Genomic DNA, 16,713 nt, shown 5'->3' with positions numbered 1-16,713 from the left:
GCGGGAGCGTCACGCCCACTCCATGCCCAGCTCCCGCAGTGCGGCGCGCTGCTCCGCGGTGAGCTTGTACCGGCGGCTCTTGGTGTTCGAGAGCCACACGCCCAGCTTCACAGTCACCGGCTCCGCCTCGCCGTCGACCGTGATCTCCATGCTCCTGTCCTACTCGCCGGGAGTGTGCGGAGCGTGTGCCAGGGGAGACCCGGCGGCCTCCGGCATGACGCTGGCGCCGCTGAGGTCCTCGCACAGACGCAGATCCAGCTCGACGGCGGCCGCGTCGACCCGGGCCCACTGTTCGTCGGAGAGGTCGGGCAGGAGCGGGCGTAGGTGGTGCAGGGCGAACGCGACGATGCCCGGCGCCACGCTGTGCAGGAGGTTGGCGACGGCGGCGCTGTGCGCGTCGGGATGGATCTCGCCCCCGCCCGACAGGGCGTACGCCAGCCTGTACGCGTAGTCCGCCTGCTCGGTGAGGGCGATGTTCGCGGTGGCGCGCCCCCCGTGAGCCAGTCGGTGGTGAACAGCAACTGCTCGATCGCGGCACCGGACACCGTGGATTCGGCCGCAGTGGTGATGTTCTCCATGCCCGGTCAACTTCCCGACCGGCAAGGCGGACACGGTTCCGCTCAGGCCACAGCCCAGTGCGGGTTACTCACCGGCGGTGGCAGCCGTGCCCTTCACGGCGAGAATCTCCGAGACCGGGCAGCCCCACGCCGCGCCCGGTCCGGCGGGGCCGTAGAGCGTGAACCCGCACGCCTGGAAGAACGCCTGCCGGTCAGCCGCATCGCCACCGTCTTGCGGCACCAGTGCCAGGAACGTGTGGCCGGCTTCCTGGGCCCGGCGGGCGATCTCGGCGAGAAGCGCCCGACCGACCCCGCTGCGACGAGCGGCATGAGCGACGGCCATCGTCAAGACGAACGTCTGCTCGCCGGGATGCGCCTCCCGGCCTTTGTCGTGCCCGAAGTCGCAGTGGAGCTGGAACTCAGCGACCCCGACGACAGACCCGCGGAGTTCGGCCACGACGACGTCCAGGCCCTCGGGGGCGTAGAACCCGCTGTCTCCCAGATGGTTCGAGTACAGCAGCTCCTCCACCACCGAGTAATCGGCTGGGACGAGGTCACGGGTGAGTGGCATGACCCAAGTGTTCCAGGACCGCGGGGCGGAGGCACCGTCTACGGGCTCCGCGGTCTACGAGCGCTTTGCCTGCTGGCCCATGGTGTCGACTCTGGCAGAGGTGCAGAGCACTACGCTCCTTCCATGTGGAGCGAGTCGAACAACTATGGCTTCGAGAACGAGCTGGACTACCTGCGGTCGCTCAAGAAGGACGACAGCTATACGTTCACGTACCCGTTCGAGTACATCGCTAAGAACTACGGGAACGACGATTACGACATCGGCACAGCGGACATGGTGGTCCGGGTCCAGTGGAACGACACGGAGGCCGGTTACACGGTGGCCTACGACGTCCCCGAGATGGACAAGATCGACTCCGCTGAGGGGAACGGCGATGCAGCGAGCTTCTACGAGAGCGACGTTTACTGGAGGCTCGTGAGCGACCTTGACGGCATGGGGATCAGCTCCGAGCTTCGTGCAATCTAGGCACGGTTGGCTTGCCGTTCCCCGGGCCTCCAAAGGCCCGGGGAACGGTCACGGTGCGGGAGCAGGGTCAGGAGTCGTCGCGTTCGGTGTTCGGTCCGTACCGCTCGATGAGGTCGCAGGTGCAAGTCCCGCCCTCGTAGTGCGTCTTGTCGCACTCCTCGTGGTGATCCCACGGCTGCCGCTCCGACGGAGCGGGCTGCGGGGCGGCCTCGACGGCCAGGACCGCGCCCGCCCAGTCCATGCCCAGCGCGGTGAGGGCGGCGAGCTGCTCCGCCGTGAGCTTGTCGCGCCTCGACTTGGTGTTCGAAAGCCACACCCCCAGCTTCACCGGCACCGGCTCCGCCTCGTCCTCGACCGTGATCTCCACGACCGTGCTGCGCGGGACGGGCCGCTGCCCCTCCCGCTCCACCCACTGAGCCAGGGCTGCCAGCCCCCGCTGGAACGCCGCCGCAGCCTTACTTCCGGCCTTCCCCGGCTCCTTGGCCGCGTCGGCCGGCGCCGGGGCAATCTCCTTCAGGGCGGCGGCCGTCACGGCGAGGGAGGCGCCCCGCACACCCAGCGCAGACAGCCGCTCCCGCTGCTCGGGCAGGAGCTGCGCCCAGGTTCCCGGCTCCTGCTGACGCCACCTCCAGGTGCCGATGTCATCGCCGTCGTAGACGACACCGCCCGCGATGTAGGGCAGGACACCGTCGGCGTCGACCAGGTCGGCGAGCACGCGGTAGTGGCGCTGCCAGTTCAGCGGCCACGGGCAGTCCCAGTCCGGGTCGATCTCCGTCAGCTGCGCCGCGCGCACGGCGGCCCGCTGCGGGTCCTTGCCCAGGCCGCCCTTCCGGCGCAGGTTCGCCATGTGCTGCCCGATGGGCACCATCGCCTCGCCCTCGCCCCACACCGCGTCCTGGCGGGGGGCGAGGTGCCCGGTGGCCCGGTGGTAGGACCGCAGGGCGGCGAGCTTGTTCTCCCACGCCTCTTCGCCCGGCTCCCACACCATCCCGGCCTCCGGCGCGTCCAGCAGCGTCTTGCGCCGCTCCTCCAGCTCCCCGGCCCGCAGCGCTTTCCGCTGTTGGTGGACCCAGCGGCCAAGCGGAAAGGACTTCGTGACGCCGACTTCGACCTCGACGTCGTAGGGCACGGCGTGGACGCCGGTGATCTCGTTCTTCGCCCGCCAGCGGATCAGGGCCTGGTATCCCTCCAGCCACACCAGGGACTCCGGCCGGTACACCCGGGTGCGCAGGAACGCCGCGATCGTCGCGGCGTCGCGTGGGCTGGAGAAGTGGAGCAGGGCGGCTTCGGCGGCGGCCTGGGTGTCGTCGTCCTCCTGGTCCTCGCCGTCGCCCGCGCCGCCGGCCCCGACGATCTGCCCGTCCTCGTCACGTTTGACGTGCACCTTGCGCTTGCCGCTCGTGAGCGCCCGGGAAGCGAGCTGCTCAACAAGTCGGTCATCGTGCGAGCGGAGGCCCTGGAGGACGGCTACAAGGGGGCGGAACGAGGCGCTGGCGACCATGTCGGTCGGGTCCTCGTTCGGCTCCAGGAAGACCGGCACGATGATCCTGGCGACCTTCGTGGAGCCGTCGCGGTTCAACCTGAGCGCGCGGCCGATGTTCTGCACGATCTCCACCTGGGAGCCGCGGGTGTCCGCGAAGCAGATCGAGTCGACTCCCCGCTCGCCGGTGATGTCCACGCCCTCACCGAGAACGCGAACGCTGGCGAGGAAGGCACGGTGCACCCGGCGCCCGGCCGCGTCGATGCCGTTGGCGAACTGCCGCAGCGCCTCCCGCCGCTCGGCTACGAGGTGGTCGCCGCACAGCCACGCCGACCAGACGCGGTCCGGCGGGACGTGGCGGCCTGCCTCCAGCTCGTAGAACTCCGCGTCGATCGACGACTTCGGGAGCTTGTCGGCGGCGGCCAGATCGGCGTCGGAGGCGTCGTTCAGGTACAGCGCGGCCGCGGTCTCGGGCAGCTTGTCCGCGAACGCGCGGGCCTCTTCGACCTTCTGGTGGAACGTCATGACCGTACGCAGGTTGTGCGCGGCGGCGTGCTCCAGGAGCGCGGTCTGCAGCAGCGCCAGGCGCCGGCCGCGCCGCGCCTCCTCCGACTCCCCCAGAACGGGGGACGGGTCGCGGATCTCCAGGACGTCGATCTCGAATCCGGCAAGGATTTCGCGCTCGATGGCCTCGCTCAGACCGAGCTCTGCGAGCCACGCGCCGTAGGTGCCCTCCGGGTCGTCCGACATCGTCGCGATCTCCGCCGCCTGGCCGTCCGCGCCCTTCTGCGGGCGGGCAGCGGCGAGGATGCGCGGGGTCGCGGTGAGGTAGAGCCGGAAGTCCGCCGGGATCCGCTGGTTGTCGTGGATCGCCGCCCACGGACGACCAAGATCACCAGCGGTTCCGTGTGCCTCATCCACGATGGCGAGGTCGAACCGGTCCATCTGCTGCCCGTAGAGGCGTTCTCCGCCCGCTAGAGCGGCCTCCAGCGGCCCGCGAACCTTCCGCTGGCTACGGGAGCGTCGATGTCCTCGCGGTCCACGAGAGAGGCGTACGTGGCGAACACGATGACCGGCCCGTGCCCGGCCCACAGGGCGAGCTGGATCGGGTTGGTGGTGCTGCGCACCCCCAGCTCGTTCAGCACCGCGTCGTTCTCCAGTGAGCACACAGCGACCATCGGCGCGGTGTGGCCCACCGCCCGCCACGCCTGGGCGGTCTGCGCGAGCAGGTCCAGGGTCGGCACGGTCACGAGGATCCGGCCGTCCGCGAAGCTTTCCAGCGCGCACGCGGCGGCCGTGATCGTCTTGCCCGAGCCGGTCGCTGACACGATTGTGCCCCGGGCACCCTGCGGAGGCACGGATGATCTTGCAGGGAGTCCCACCCACTTCCGAAAAGCCGACCGCTGAACTACCTGGTGTTCCCTGAGCTGAATGCCTGGCATTTCCGTGCCTTCCCGATACCTGAATCCCCGTGGTCTTGATATGGCCGTGTGCGGAATGAGAGGACGTCAGGTGGGGAGGAACTGTTTGCGGAGTTCCTGGTGCCACGCGCGGGCAGCGGCCTTGTCGAGATACAGGGTGTGTTCGCCGTGATGGCCGGGGTCGTGCTCGCCGGGCTGCCGGTAGGTGATGGTGCCGTGGGCGACCTGGTAGAGGACAACTCTCGCGCCGTCTGCGACGAAGCTGCGGGTGACGAAGCTCAGCTGACGCCGCTCCCGGGCGGTCTGCGTGGCCAGCGTCTCGGTGGTGAACGGCTGGATTGTGAGGGTTCCGTGATCGGCCGCGGTTAGCAGGCGGCGGATCGTGGCGTCATCGACCTCATGATCCGGCTCGGCACCCCTCTCTGCGGTGTTGAGGAATCGGAACATGTCGTCGGGGGCGAGGGCACCGTCGAAGACTTCGGGGAGGGCGCGCGCCGCCGCGCGACGGATCCAGGCGGCACGGCTGAGCTGGGCCAGGCTCGCGCCGGTCTCGATGTCCTCGAGGAGGTCGGCAGGGAAGTTGATCGGGACCTTGGGCCCGATGGCAGGACGGCCGGGCATGGCAGCGCTCACGAATCCTCCAGTGGTTCTGGGTACCTATAATACACAGAGTGTGAGTTTTGGGTACCCAAAATCGTGCGATCTCTCGGTGACAGTGGAGTGAGAGACAGCGAGGGTTGGGGGTGCTGAAGCTGGTCATGGGTGGTTTCAGAACTATGGGGTCGCTGTCCTGCTACGCCCGCGTCGACGCCGAGCTACCCGTCACCGAGATCGAGGACTGCACCTGCCCCGGGCACACCGGACCCTGCGGCCGATCCGTGGTGGCATCCGGCCTCTGCCGGCGCTGCCGGATCGCCTTCCAGGCCAACCGCGACCGTATCGAGGCGGAATGGCACGCGGCCCGTACCGCCGTCGCGGCACACACGAAGGACACCATCGGGAAACACAGGAATGAGCAGGGAAAACGGGCGATGCCCAAGTCTCTTCGCTGTCGGCGCGCTTGCGGGCGGCCCGGTCTGCCGCCTCCTGGTGGGCAGCCTCCTCGTCCAGGTCGAGCGCGAGCGCTGCCGCTTGGTGCCGTTCGGTCTCCCGCTCGGTGAGCTCTTGCTCCTGGTCCTCCTGATCCTGTTTTGCCGGTGAGTAGCCGGACTTCCTCGTCTGCTGCCCTTCCTGCCCGTGGCACGCCGCGGCGGCCTTGCGCTGGGTCAGCATGGGACGCGCCGGCCGGGCTGGCCTCAAGGTTCTGGGTTCGGACTTCCGAGAGCCTTTTCGGGTTTTTCAGGAAAGTAGTCGGCGCGCCTTTCCCCCTTGACCTGCTTGGTTTAGCGGCTGAGGCTGGGCGGTTAGCTGCCATGAGCGCGGCTGCTCCCAAGCGCCGCCTGGATCTCCGCAAGAGGGCATCTGCGGCCTATCTGGCGGCGTATCGTGATGAGTTGACCTGTAGGGCCTGAAGGGGGATCCATGAGCACAGAGCAGGATCACAGCGTGTCCGTCTCAGTACCAGCCCCGGCGCCGAAAGCTGCCGTGCAGCTTCGCTCGCAACTCGGTGCGAACCGCCGGGTTGAGCGCTGGGTGCCGGCGTTCGAGCAGGACTGGACGCGGGCCCTGGAGGATGCCGCACCTGCCGGACTATGGGCGTGAGGTAGCGCGGGACGTGATCGATATCGCGTCCCGTGACCCTATTCACGAAAAACGCGACCCTGAGCTGACCGATTGAGGCGGCCCGTACGTCCTCGCCCTCCGGATTCCGGAAATCCTCCAGGAGGCCGCCGGAAGCCTGCACGTGCTCGACGTTATCTGGATCGGTTGAGCGCACAGTGCGATGTGCCAGCTTGGAGTCAAGCGAGCACGTCAACGAGTGCGTAGCTACACACTGTCACAAAATAGTGGGGGACTGACATGAAATCCTGCTTACAGATGCTGGCCTGCATTGGCCTCGCCGTATTTTTCAGCACGCAGGGTCAGCATGGTGCTGTTGTTGCCGCCGTGATCCTCTTGCTGGGTTTGCCAGGAATCTTCTTCTTCGGAGGAAAAAGCACGCCTCGACCGATAGCCGGGCAACGGAATGAGGCTGGCCGTGTGTGGACGTCTTGCGCTCGGTGTCGGGGAGCAGGCCAACATATCGGTTATGGAGCATCGGGAAGTTTTATTACCTGCAAGTCATGCGACGGAGCAGGTGGGTACTGGAACTAGGCCGCGCCGTATTGTGAATGGGCGCGTGTGAGGTTCGGCCGTGATGGCGCTGGGATGTTCGGTTTTGTACGTCACTGATGTGTAGGCGTTTTGGTGCTGTTCAAGGGCAGTTGGGTCGGTCGATCATGGTGACGGTTTCCCGGACGTTGCAGTGACGTGGAGCGGTATCGGCCGGTGTCATGTTCGTCGTGTCTCCTTCGTCTTCCTGGTCTTGGTGGAGCTGTCTGGGCGTGTGGAGTGTGTCCGGTGGTTCCTGGTGGGTGTCGTGGGGGAGCGCGGTGTCGGTGTCGCGGTGCCTGGCTGGTTCAGATTCCTGGGGTGGTCCCGGGGTCATTAGCACGTGCGTCCGTCGAACTGGCGGGAATGTTCTGCTGTCACCCGCCAGGGTGAGCGGCTGGGGTGGAAGCCCTCGTGCGGCTCATAGCCTCGTGTCAGACGCATCCGTCACACGCGTGTGTCTGGTTGAACTGCCCTGTACGCAAGCGTTGTTCGTTGTTGGAGGCTGTGCGTGGTCACCGTGCCGTTATCCGCCCGGCTGCTGGGGTGACGACGTTGGACGCCGCCTCGGAGGCTGCGGGGACGGGCCTGGGCCGACACCGGGACGAACTGCGGCCTGCCGCGGTGCGGCAGTTGCTCAGGCTGCGGGAGTCGGGGGAGTTGACGACCTCCCACGTGAAGCTGGTCGCCGGCTCGGTGGACGTGAGTGTGCGGCAGGTGTGGCGTTGGCTGGCACAGGCCGAGGAGACCGGTTCGGCGGAGAAGCCCGACCGCAGGCGGTTCAGGATTACCGAAGAGGTCATTGATGTCCTTGCCGACTATCAGGGCAACGTGAAACGTGCCCATGAGCACCTGGTGCGTGTGGCGGTGGAGGCGGGGGAGAAGCCGGTGGGGCTGACCACGCTGCACGACGCCATCGCCCGTGACCTCGACCCCGGTTTCATGGCGGGTCTGCGGGAGGGCATCCCGGCCGCCCGCGGTTTCGACCCCGCCTTCCAGCGTCCGGCGGTGGCCCGTAACCAGGTGTGGGAGGGGGACCACAAGCAGGCCCCGACCGTGGTGATGATGCCCGATCAGAAGCTGTCGAAGCTGTGGGTGACGTGGTTCGAGGATCGCGGTACCGGCTATGTGATGGGCTGGGCGGTCACCGCCGGTTCCGCGCACCGAGGATCGGTCCTGGCGGCCGTCCGTGCCTCCGTGTTGCGCGAAGCCCCCTACGGGCCCGCCGGCGGGCTGCCCCACCTGGTGCGGGTCGACGGCGGAGCCGACTTCCTGTCCCAGACCGTCCGGCGGACCTTCGGCCTGCTCGGGGTACCTATGGAAAGGGTGCGCAGCGCCCGCCACAAGGGCGGGATCGAGCGGCTGAACCGCACCAGCATGACCCGGTTCTTCGCCGATCTGCCCCGCTACACCAAGGCGCCCCTGCTCGACCACCGCCGCCGGGTGGGTGACCAGGACCCGCCGCTGACCTTCGAGGCCTTCGTCTGCCTGCTGGGCCAGTGGGTCGAGGAGCGCAACACCCAGCACGTTCTCAAGCGCACCGGGACGACACCGCTTCAGGCGTGGCTGGTCGACCCCGCCGAGATCCGGCCGGAGCCCGGTCCGGAGGAACTGCGCGCGCTCATGCTGGAGAGCGACAACAAGGTCCACAAGATCACCAGTCACGGGGTCGAGTTCAACAACCGCTACTACATGCCCGAGAAGGGCGTGGGACGCATCGGTCTGGAACTGCGCCTGCGGTGGATGCCCCACCACGACCACGAGATCGACCTCTACACCTTCCGCGGCAACCGCTACCTCGGCCGGGCCTTCCTCAGCAACGAGGTCAGCGAGGAGATGCGCGAGACGGTCCTCAACGACCGTGACGAGCACAGCGAGGTGCTGCGCCAGGCACTGAAACGCTCCGCCGAACGCAGGCGGGAACGCCATCTGCCCTCCACCCGGCCCGAACTCCCCGTCCGCGCCATCCGCATGACGGAACAGGAGGCACGCGCCGAACTCGAGGGAACCGCCCCACCTGCCCCGTCCCGGCGGCGCGCGGAGCCCTATCAGCCCCTGACCCCCATCCCGGCCGGCTGGACACGCCCCGGCCGGGCCACCGCACTCCCGGATCCGTCTTCGGAGGACGCATGACATCCACCGCCACCGCGCTGCAGCAGCCGCCCGAGCCGGCGGCGCCGCGCCGTCCCGATCTGCGCCCGCAGTTCTTCCTCGGCCTCGAGGACTCCTCGTTGGTCGCCACCGACACGCTGCTGCAGATCAAGGACACCGTCGTCGACACCGTCGAGTCGAAGGCGATGTCGGTGATCTACGGCGATGCCGGGCTCGGCAAGAGTTTCGGTACCCGCGCCACGATCCAGGAGATGAATCCGGATCTGATCCTCCCGCTGGACTTCGCCCGCTCCCGCCCGGGGCCGAAGGATCTGCGCGAGGAGTTGTTCCATCAGATGAACCTCTCCTGCAAGATGCCGGGGACGCCGACCGCGTTCGACAAGCTGCTGCGCGAGAGCCTGCCCCGGCGCCCGTATGTGATCGTGTGCGACGAGGCTCAGCAGTACCGGCGGGAGAACTTCGAGTTCCTGCGCAAGCTGTGGGACAACTGCGACCCCAAGCCCGCCATTCTCTTCGTCGGCGGCCGGGAGGCGTACGAGACGCTGCAGAGCGACCCGGCGCTGGCCTCGCGGATCTACATCCGCCTGGAGATCCTGGCGATGACCGAGGAGGAGATCCTCAGGACTGTGCCCGACTCCCATCCGGTGTGGAAGGGCGCGGACGAGGGTCTGCTGAAGCGCATCGACATCCAGTACGCGCTCGGCTCCTTCCGGGAGTGGGCGAAGGTCACCAAGCACGTGATCAAGGGCATGGAGCACTTGGGGGCCGACAAGGTCGACGACGCAGTCGTGGACTGGGCCCTGAAGCGGTGCTGACCACCCCGCCCCCGCCCCCGCCCCCGCTCTCGCGCTCGGCGTCGGCCGGCCCGGGCCCGGCCGGCGCAGCCGAACCTTTCACTGTCGTGCAAGACGCTGTCCCACCCGGCTTGCACTTTCTTGCCGTCCCCGGGGTACGCGCTCTGCTCACCCCGGGCATGCTCGCCGTCGGTGATGCGCTCGCCGATGCCTGTGCGCAGCGGCGGTTCCTCTGCGTGCTGGGTGATGCCGGGGTCGGCAAGACCTTCGCCGTCCGCAGCGTGGCACACCGCCTCGGCGGTCACCTGCCGCTGGATTTCCGGGCTCAGCCGGCGCCGGCGGACCTGCGCGCCTGCCTCCACCGTGAGCTTGGCCTGCGCGGCGAACCACCTGCCGACCCGGGGGCCGCCGACGCCTGGATCCGCCGCGCCCTGGCCCAGGCGCCGAGGATCGTCGTGGTCGAGGACGCCGACCGGCTGTCGGCGTCCTGCTTCGAGTACCTGCGCTTCCTGCACGACGACACTCCTGGCGGGCTGTGTGTGGTGCTCATCGCCGCGAGGCGTGGCGAACGCTCCTTGCGCGCCCAGCGGATGCTCGCCACCCGTAGCGCCGGCTGGCTTCACATCCCTGCGCTCACCCGCGACCAGATACCGCAGGCGGTTCCCGTTCTGCATCCGCTGTGGCAGAGCGTCGAGCCCGGCGACCTGCAGGCGCTGGACGCCCGCCTCGCCGGCGGCGCTCTGCGCCGCTGGGCCGTGCTCACCCATCACACCCAGCGGGCCCTGGCCGTCACCGGAGCGCAGACGCCCGACCAGCGACTGCTCAAGGCCGTGGCCGACCGGATCGACGGCGGACCACGCCCATGACCACACCCACGCTCCCTCCCGCCACCGCCCCGCAGGCCACCCCGCCGCAGTCGGCGGCCCCGGCGGCGTGGCCGGTCAGGCTGTTCCTCGACAGCGACGACGACCACGCGGTGCACCGGGCCGCCTACCAGTGGGCCGATCCCGCCCGCGGCCGGATCACCGCCGATCCCACCCCGCACACCACCAGCCCGGCCTACCTCGCGCTGGATGTGCTGCGCGCCATGGGCCGCGACGGGTTCTCCCGCCCGGAAGCCGAGCGGATGTCCACCGACCCGGCCTGGCGTGCGGTGACCTGCTGGACCCTGACCTGCGGCCTTGACGAGGTCATCGTGCTGCGCGCCCACCGCCTCACGGTGGAGCGGCTGCACCGCCTGGCCGCGTGGCGCGCGGACACCGGCATCCGCCTCACGCTCCTCGCCCACATCCCGGAGCCGGCTGACGAGCAGCGCCTGCGCGAACACCTCACAGCCGCCCATCTGGTGGACGTGGTGACCGAACGCGGCACGGCCGCCGTCCTCGGCGCGATCGGCCCGGCCGCCGCCGGCAGACACTACGGCCCGCCGCCGCACGATCACGCTCACCCGCTGCCGACGGCGCCCCGTAGCGGGGTGGCCGCGTTCCGCGCGGACTGCTGGCGCCGCCAGAACGCCACCGACTTCGCCCACACCGACGGCCAGTACCGCGCCGGTTACGCCGCCGCCCGCACCTGGCTGGCCCGCACCCAACCGCCCCGACCCGAAATCACCGTTCCCACCGACGGCCCGGCCGCCCCCACCCCCTGGAACCTGCAGGAGACGGAGGCGTTGCGGCTGTTCCTGGCACGGTTGACCGTCTCAAGTCCCAGCCCGCAGCACACCGTGGCGCGCGTGCGCGGCGCCCAGGCCGGCTTCCTGTCCCGCTCGGTGCTGCTCAATGTGCCGGACGACCTCACCAGTTGCGCGGGACCGGGCATCACCACCGTGCCCCTCACGGCGCGCGTCGTGCACACGATCACCGTGCGCCTGCCCAACCCGCTGCGCGCCGCCGCAGTGGCGGCCCTGATGTTCACCGGCACAGCCACGTCGCTGCTGTCGATGACCCAGATCGCGAGCCTCGACGAGGGCGGCACCACCGTGGCCATCGACCGCGACTCGCGGATCCACATCGGTGAACCTCCCGGGCCCCGGCACATGTACGCGATCCCGCCCCGCGCCCGCCCCCTGCTGCATGCGGCCGTCGAATTCCGCCGCCGCACCCCGCGCACCGCCGACCATCACGGCCTGTTCGCGAACTGCTTCGGCACCACGCCACGCCTCGAGGCCCTCATCGCCGACGCAGGGCTTGCGATCCCCGCCCTGGCCCACCCCCACGTGGGAGACAACTGGCACACCGCCGCCCGCTGCTGGCACCTGCACACCCCCGCGCCACCCGCCCCTGATGCGATGCCGCGCCTTGGGGAGTTACGCCCGTGACCGACCAACTCGCGCCGTCCGGCGGCACGTCCGCAGTCGTGTTCGACCTGACGTTCTGGCGGACACGCGCCATGGAGTGCCGGCTCACCGACGAGGACCTGACCGCGCTGACCGGCATACCCACCGCCGACTTCGGCACCCACCTCACCCCGCACACCCTCCCCGCCGCGACCCTGTTCACCCTCGCCCGCGCCCTGAACACCTCCGCGGAATCCCTCCTGCGCCAGTCCGGACCGACCCGCCGTCCCGCCCCGGAGGCGGCCGGCCACGCCACCGTGCTGCACGCCGCCCTGCTCGAGGCCGACCGCATCCACCCCGACGACCTGGCCTCCGCTCTGGAATGGACCCCGCACCGTCTGAAGCGCGCCGCCGCCACCCTGGCCGCCCACCTCGATCAACCCAGCAGCCCCCACCGGCTCCTCCACACCGACACCGTCATCCACCTGACCACCGTCCCCGGCCTGCTGGACCCCAAGCAGCGGCAGAACCTGCACAACTCAGGGCACACCGCCGCCTCCCTCGCCCCCGGCGAGGCCGCCGCACTCACCCGCCTGCTGCACCACACCGTCACCGGCCTTCCTGCCGACGTGCCACCCGAGCAGATCCCCCGCCTCGCGGGCCGGCGCCTGCTTGCCCCCTCCGGCGAGCAGCCGGCTCCCCATCCGGACGTGTTGTTCGCCCTCGGCCTGGCCGCCCGTCCCCTCACCCGGACCGAGGCCGCCGCAGACGGCCCCGCGTCGGCGCCCGCCGCTGCCACACCGCCACCCCCCGGAGCGAGATGACGCCGTTGCCGCGTACGGCCACCGTGTCCGACACCACCATTACCGGCTCGTGGAAGCCCACATGGTCACCCGGCCGCGCCGGCCCAGGCATGCCCCCGCTCACCGTGGTGCACGACCCGCACGACGATTACGCCTTCATGGCCGCCGCGCTGGCCTCCCACACTCCGGCGCTCGGCCGTGTCACCGTCCACCCCACCGCCGTGGCGAGCGCTCCCGCCTCCCTGGCCCACGACCTGCTGCGCAGCATGGGCAAACACCTCCCGCCGGCCGGCAGCGAGGACGCCACGTACTGGACCGGCAACACCGAGACCGCCTGGCGTGCGGTCGCCGCCTGGGTCTTCTCGCTGCGCATCGGTCATGTCATCGTCACCCGGGCACATCGCATCAGCTCCCGGCACTTCGAGTACCTCTTCGCTCTGCGGGAGCTGACCGGAATCCGGCTGACCCTGCTGTGCAACGGCCCGCTCCCACCGATCCTGGCCGCCGCCCTCGCCGTGCTCCCGCATGAAGCGGTGCACGGCCTGGCCGCGGTCCGCCGAGCCGTGGGTGCTCCCGCGCCGGCTCCGCTGCTGCCCGTCGGCCGTTTCGCGTGGTGGGAGGCGGACGGGCAGTTCCCGCCCGATGAGGGAGAGCCGTGCTTCCTGCTGCCGGTGCGGCGTGCACCCGGCCACGCCGAAATCGAGGCAGCGGCCCGCCGCCTGGGCCGCGCGGTGCTCCCGCTGCCTGCTGCCGGCCGCTTCCCGCCCGAGCCCGATGAGCACACCGCGCTCCTCGCGTACAGGCTTCACACGCGTATCGCCCATCCCGTCCACGCCGCGGCGCTGGCGGTGCGCATCTTCACCGGCTGCCCGGACGGGCAGCTGCAGTTGCCCGCCGCGCACAAGGCTCCGCCGACCCGGCCGGAGCGTGACCGGGAACGTCGGACACCGTCCTGGGCAGCGGACTTGATCGAGGCAGCCCACCGCTTCGGGCACCTCGAAGGACGAGAGTACAGAGCCCGCCCGCTGCGGCTGAGCCCCTGGGACCAGGCCGGCGTGACCGAAGCGGCCCACACCTGCGGCATGGTCGAGCACCATGCGCCCCACTCGAGCCGGCACCCGGCCGCGAGAGCCCCGGGTTCCCCACGGCCGCCTGCCGCACACCGGAGCGCGGGCAGCGCACCGGGACCGAACCGGGCAGCATGAGGCGGGTACGCGCCAGGCGGCCCGCAGACAACAGGGAGCAGACGATGGCCGAGCCAGGGACAGAACTCTTCGAGGCGATCCGCCGCGCCCACCGCGCGGGCGACAGGCTACCCAGCTCCCTGGCCGCCCGGCACGGCGTGGACCGCCAGACGGCCAAGGAGGCGATCTCGACCGTGCTACCCCTGCCGCAGTCCCTCCCGGCCGACGAAGAGGGCCTGGACGAGGCCCGTCGGCTCCTGGATACGCTGCTGGAAGAAGACCAGGCCAAGGCACCCGACAAGCGCCGCTCGGCCTTCGGGCTGTATGAGCAGTTGAACCTTCGTACCGACGGACTTCGGTCTCCTACCGGTGGGTGTGGCAGTACATCACCGATCGCCGCGCCCAGCACGCCGACGTCAGCCCACCGGAACCACAGACGCGGACCTGGGCGGCAGGCGTCCCCTCCGACATGCCGGAGTTCGTCACCGACCTGATCACCAGTGCGGTGCGTCACCTGGCCGAGCTGAAGATCGAGGGCACCGCGCCGGCCGCGACCGGTGTCGAACTCGGCATGGTCTCCCTCGGCACCGCCAGGGCCCGGATCGACCAGGCCCTGTGGGAACTCGCGCTGGCCGGACGCCGCGCCGGGCTGACCTACGATCAGATGAGCGCCTTCACCGGCATCACCGAAGACGACCTGGCCCGGCAGACCGAGGACTACGACCGCCTCATGACGACCTGAGCAACGCGGCCGGATCTCTCCTGGCCGTTTCTCCAGCCGAGGCCCCGTTCGTCGAAATGGCCGGCGAAGACGATCACCCCGTGGATGAGTTCCACCTCCTCGGCCCCTGTCGGCCACTGCTTTGCCGGCGCATCCACGGTCATCGGCGCGGTCGCCGGCGGCAGATCCGATCCGAGCACAGGCCGTACCCCCGGTGCGGGGCGTCCGGTGGTCACCGGCCGATCAGATCCAATGCGCGCGCCGGACGGTCCCGGCGCTCGGTGCGGGCACCCGGGGCGGCGGTACGCGGGGCCTCCTCCGGCAGGGCGGACGGGGCGTACTACAGCAGTCCGCTCAGCGGCAGGACGCGCTCGGTGAGCTGTCCGCGCAGCTGTCCCCCAGCGGTGTCGGCTTCGGTGAGCCAGCCGGCCGCGACCAGCAGTTCGGCGTACTCGGCGACATCATCGGGCGGCAGAGCGCAGAACGCGGAGACCTGGTCGAGGCGGAGCCCGCTGTCCTCGGCGTGTCCGAGGCGTCCGTCGGAGCGGGCGTGGGCGGCGGTGTAGAGGGCCAGGAGCCGGGTGGCAGCGCCTGCCTTCTTCTTGCGGATCTTCCGGTCGCCGACAGTTTTCTGGGCCCAGCCGGAGAGCCTCGCGCGGGTGGTCTTGCCGAAGGCGAAGGGGCGGGGCCGGTCGGGTAGCAGGCCGGGGACGGTGATGGCGATGGGGTCCTCGGACCGGGAGGCCATCACGTCGGCGACGGTGCCGGGCAGGAGCAGCCAGCCGGCGGCGACGAGGTGCTGGAGTACCGGCTCGGCATCGCCTGGGAGCCAGCCGGTGAGGTCCTGGCCGGTGATGTTCCCGGTGCCGGCGCGCGCGGCCCGCAGGGTGAGCATGAGCACCGCCAGGCGCACCTCGGCCTGCGGGTGCGGGGCGTGGGTGGCGGCGTGGTCCAGCACGGCGCGGGCGTGCACGCCTGTTGCCGGTCAGCAGCCGTTCCACCACCGGCCCGTCCCCGCCCACCGTGTCTCCGGCCACCTGGCCGCCACGGTTGGCATGCATCTCGCGGGTGGTCTGCGCGGCCGTCTCGGCGCGCTTCGCCTCGTGGCGCAGAGATCCGTCACCCGTGACGTCGGCCCACAGGGCGAACGCACGGGCCTTGGGCTCGTGGAGCCCGGCCAGCAGGGCGAGGTCGGGTTCGGGGCGCTGCTGGTAGGCGCGGAACGCGTCCCCGAGTTCGATGAGCTCCAGGCGCAGGACGTCGGGTTCGAGGTCGTGCGGCACGGTCCGCTGCGCGATCTTCCCCCACTGCTTCGCCCGCCGGGACGCCGGAGCCGGTGAGCCGGTGCGGGAGCGGGGGAGCGCAGGCGGCCCGGCAGCCGAAGGCGCGTCGGCCGTGTTGGAGAACACCGTCGCCGCGGCCTCGCTCACCGTGCCGTACGCGGGCTCCAGCTCCCTGTCCGGTCTGCCCAACTGGCCTGTCCCGGCCATGCCGTTGCGGGACGCGGGCGGGGCGGTGTCCAGGACACGGCAGTCGGAGGTGGCGGCCGCGCACCGCGCGCACATCTCCGCGATCCGCCACAGCCTTCGGGCACGGTCCGCGTACACCGTCAGGACCACCGGGCCGCCGCACCGCGCCGCCCCCGCCGTCGGGTTCGCCCCGTCCCGTCGTACGACAGCGGGGTCGGGGGTGTGCCACGCGCAGTCGGCGGCGCGGCAGGCGCACCATGCCTCGCCGCGCGGCCCTCCGCCTTCACGGATGCGGGCCAGGTGTGTATTGACGTGGCCGATCGCGGCGCTGCGCCCCGCGGCGGCGCCGCCAGGGACGCGCTGCTCGGCGCAGGCCGGGCGGGAGCAGGAGAGTTTCACCGCGCCGACGGACGGGCGGCCGTGAGGGTCCAGGCGTACCGTCCATACCCGTCCCGCGACGCGCTCCTCCTGCTGTGTGCCGGCCACCGCCATGTGTACTCCCCTGATCCGTTGTCCCGGGCGGTCCCATCATCGGGGATGCCGGCCGATCAACCCCCGAGGAACGTGCGTTTCACCTGGCCCAGTCGATCTCGCGACGGTCTCAGCGGCTG

General features: G+C 70.4%; 16 protein-coding genes and 2 pseudogenes. 11 read left to right on the top strand and 7 right to left on the bottom strand.

Features of this window, described 5'->3' with window-relative positions:
- Positions 1–9 precede the first annotated feature (9 nt).
- From QA861_RS00200 to QA861_RS00190, 3 genes and pseudogenes are all read right to left on the bottom strand, one after another.
- Positions 10–147 (bottom strand): annotated as a pseudogene (locus QA861_RS00200) (helicase associated domain-containing protein); the annotation flags it as partial.
- Between the two features lie 12 nt (positions 148–159).
- Positions 160–588 (bottom strand): hypothetical protein, encoded by a 429-nt coding sequence (locus tag QA861_RS00195; RefSeq protein WP_334586128.1) that lies wholly within the window; start codon positions 586–588, stop codon positions 160–162.
- A 54-nt stretch (positions 589–642) separates the two neighbouring features.
- Entirely contained in the window at positions 643–1,128 is a 486-nt protein-coding gene (locus tag QA861_RS00190) for a GNAT family N-acetyltransferase (RefSeq protein ID WP_334586127.1), read from the bottom strand.
- Positions 1,129–1,251: 123 nt separating this feature from the next.
- On the opposite strand from QA861_RS00190, the gene QA861_RS00185 reads away from it, so the two are divergent.
- Positions 1,252–1,593, top strand: a complete 342-nt coding sequence (locus QA861_RS00185) for a hypothetical protein (protein ID WP_334586126.1) — start codon at positions 1,252–1,254, stop codon at positions 1,591–1,593.
- Positions 1,594–1,660: 67 nt separating this feature from the next.
- On the opposite strand, the pseudogene QA861_RS00180 reads toward QA861_RS00185, so the two are convergent.
- Together QA861_RS00180 and QA861_RS00175 are read right to left on the bottom strand one after the other, a co-directional pair.
- Positions 1,661–4,515: pseudogene (locus QA861_RS00180) on the bottom strand (helicase associated domain-containing protein).
- Between the two features lie 66 nt (positions 4,516–4,581).
- On the bottom strand, positions 4,582–5,127 hold the full coding sequence (locus QA861_RS00175) for a hypothetical protein (protein ID WP_334586125.1): 546 nt from the start codon (positions 5,125–5,127) through the stop codon (positions 4,582–4,584).
- A gap of 888 nt (positions 5,128–6,015) precedes the next feature.
- Between QA861_RS00175 and QA861_RS00170 the strand changes: the two genes are divergently transcribed.
- The gene (locus QA861_RS00170; protein WP_334586124.1) at positions 6,016–6,195 is read left to right on the top strand and encodes a hypothetical protein; all 180 of its coding nucleotides are present in this window, start codon (positions 6,016–6,018) and stop codon (positions 6,193–6,195) included.
- 270 nt (positions 6,196–6,465) lie between these two features.
- On the opposite strand, the gene QA861_RS00165 is transcribed toward QA861_RS00170, so the two are convergent.
- Complete coding sequence (locus QA861_RS00165) at positions 6,466–6,615, bottom strand: hypothetical protein (RefSeq protein WP_334586123.1); 150 nt, start codon at positions 6,613–6,615, stop codon at positions 6,466–6,468.
- A gap of 675 nt (positions 6,616–7,290) precedes the next feature.
- On the opposite strand from QA861_RS00165, the gene QA861_RS00160 reads away from it, so the two are divergent.
- From QA861_RS00160 to QA861_RS00130, 7 genes are all read left to right on the top strand, one after another.
- A complete protein-coding gene (locus QA861_RS00160; RefSeq protein WP_334586122.1) occupies positions 7,291–8,877 on the top strand; it encodes a Mu transposase C-terminal domain-containing protein in 1,587 nt (528 codons plus the stop codon).
- Complete coding sequence (locus tag QA861_RS00155) at positions 8,874–9,671, top strand: AAA family ATPase (protein ID WP_334586121.1); 798 nt, start codon at positions 8,874–8,876, stop codon at positions 9,669–9,671. The genes QA861_RS00160 and QA861_RS00155 overlap by 4 nt, the downstream gene beginning before the upstream one ends.
- Before the next feature lie 110 nt (positions 9,672–9,781).
- The gene (locus tag QA861_RS00150; protein WP_334586120.1) at positions 9,782–10,516 is read left to right on the top strand and encodes an AAA family ATPase; all 735 of its coding nucleotides are present in this window, start codon (positions 9,782–9,784) and stop codon (positions 10,514–10,516) included.
- The gene (locus QA861_RS00145) at positions 10,513–11,967 is read left to right on the top strand and encodes a hypothetical protein (protein WP_334586119.1); all 1,455 of its coding nucleotides are present in this window, start codon (positions 10,513–10,515) and stop codon (positions 11,965–11,967) included. Before QA861_RS00150 ends, QA861_RS00145 begins: the two co-directional genes overlap by 4 nt.
- On the top strand, positions 11,964–12,749 hold the full coding sequence (locus QA861_RS00140; RefSeq protein WP_334586118.1) for a hypothetical protein: 786 nt from the start codon (positions 11,964–11,966) through the stop codon (positions 12,747–12,749). The genes QA861_RS00145 and QA861_RS00140 overlap by 4 nt, the downstream gene beginning before the upstream one ends.
- On the top strand, positions 12,746–13,933 hold the full coding sequence (locus QA861_RS00135; RefSeq protein WP_334586117.1) for a chromosomal replication initiator protein DnaA: 1,188 nt from the start codon (positions 12,746–12,748) through the stop codon (positions 13,931–13,933). Before QA861_RS00140 ends, QA861_RS00135 begins: the two co-directional genes overlap by 4 nt.
- Positions 13,934–14,285: 352 nt before the next feature.
- Positions 14,286–14,654 (top strand): hypothetical protein, encoded by a 369-nt coding sequence (locus QA861_RS00130; protein WP_334586116.1) that lies wholly within the window; start codon positions 14,286–14,288, stop codon positions 14,652–14,654.
- A gap of 319 nt (positions 14,655–14,973) precedes the next feature.
- Here the strand turns inward: QA861_RS00130 and QA861_RS00125 are convergent, their stop codons facing one another.
- The gene (locus QA861_RS00125; protein ID WP_334586115.1) at positions 14,974–15,591 is read right to left on the bottom strand and encodes a hypothetical protein; all 618 of its coding nucleotides are present in this window, start codon (positions 15,589–15,591) and stop codon (positions 14,974–14,976) included.
- Between the two features lie 97 nt (positions 15,592–15,688).
- Between QA861_RS00125 and QA861_RS00120 the strand changes: the two genes are divergently transcribed.
- Together QA861_RS00120 and QA861_RS00115 are read left to right on the top strand one after the other, a co-directional pair.
- Positions 15,689–15,973 carry a hypothetical protein gene (locus QA861_RS00120; protein ID WP_334586114.1) on the top strand — a complete coding sequence of 95 codons (285 nt, stop codon included), beginning with the start codon at positions 15,689–15,691 and terminating at the stop codon, positions 15,971–15,973.
- A 55-nt stretch (positions 15,974–16,028) separates the two neighbouring features.
- Positions 16,029–16,526: a hypothetical protein gene (locus tag QA861_RS00115; protein WP_334586113.1), complete on the top strand. Its 498-nt coding sequence runs from the start codon at positions 16,029–16,031 to the stop codon at positions 16,524–16,526.
- Positions 16,527–16,713 lie beyond the last annotated feature (187 nt).

The organism is Streptomyces sp. B21-083 (genome assembly GCF_036898825.1).
GTDB lineage: Bacteria > Actinomycetota > Actinomycetes > Streptomycetales > Streptomycetaceae > Streptomyces.
This window is presented reverse-complemented; position numbering and strand designations above follow the sequence as displayed.

Coding starts and splice junctions, on each gene's coding strand:
- QA861_RS00185 (WP_334586126.1), top strand. CDS start 1,252: ATGTGGAGCGAGTCGAACAACTATGGCTTCGAGAACGAGCTGGACTAC.
- QA861_RS00145 (WP_334586119.1), top strand. CDS start 10,513: ATGACCACACCCACGCTCCCTCCCGCCACCGCCCCGCAGGCCACCCCG.
- QA861_RS00170 (WP_334586124.1), top strand. CDS start 6,016: ATGAGCACAGAGCAGGATCACAGCGTGTCCGTCTCAGTACCAGCCCCG.
- QA861_RS00135 (WP_334586117.1), top strand. CDS start 12,746: ATGACGCCGTTGCCGCGTACGGCCACCGTGTCCGACACCACCATTACC.
- QA861_RS00120 (WP_334586114.1), top strand. CDS start 15,689: ATGCATCTCGCGGGTGGTCTGCGCGGCCGTCTCGGCGCGCTTCGCCTC.
- QA861_RS00190 (WP_334586127.1), bottom strand. CDS start 1,128: ATGCCACTCACCCGTGACCTCGTCCCAGCCGATTACTCGGTGGTGGAG.
- QA861_RS00155 (WP_334586121.1), top strand. CDS start 8,874: ATGACATCCACCGCCACCGCGCTGCAGCAGCCGCCCGAGCCGGCGGCG.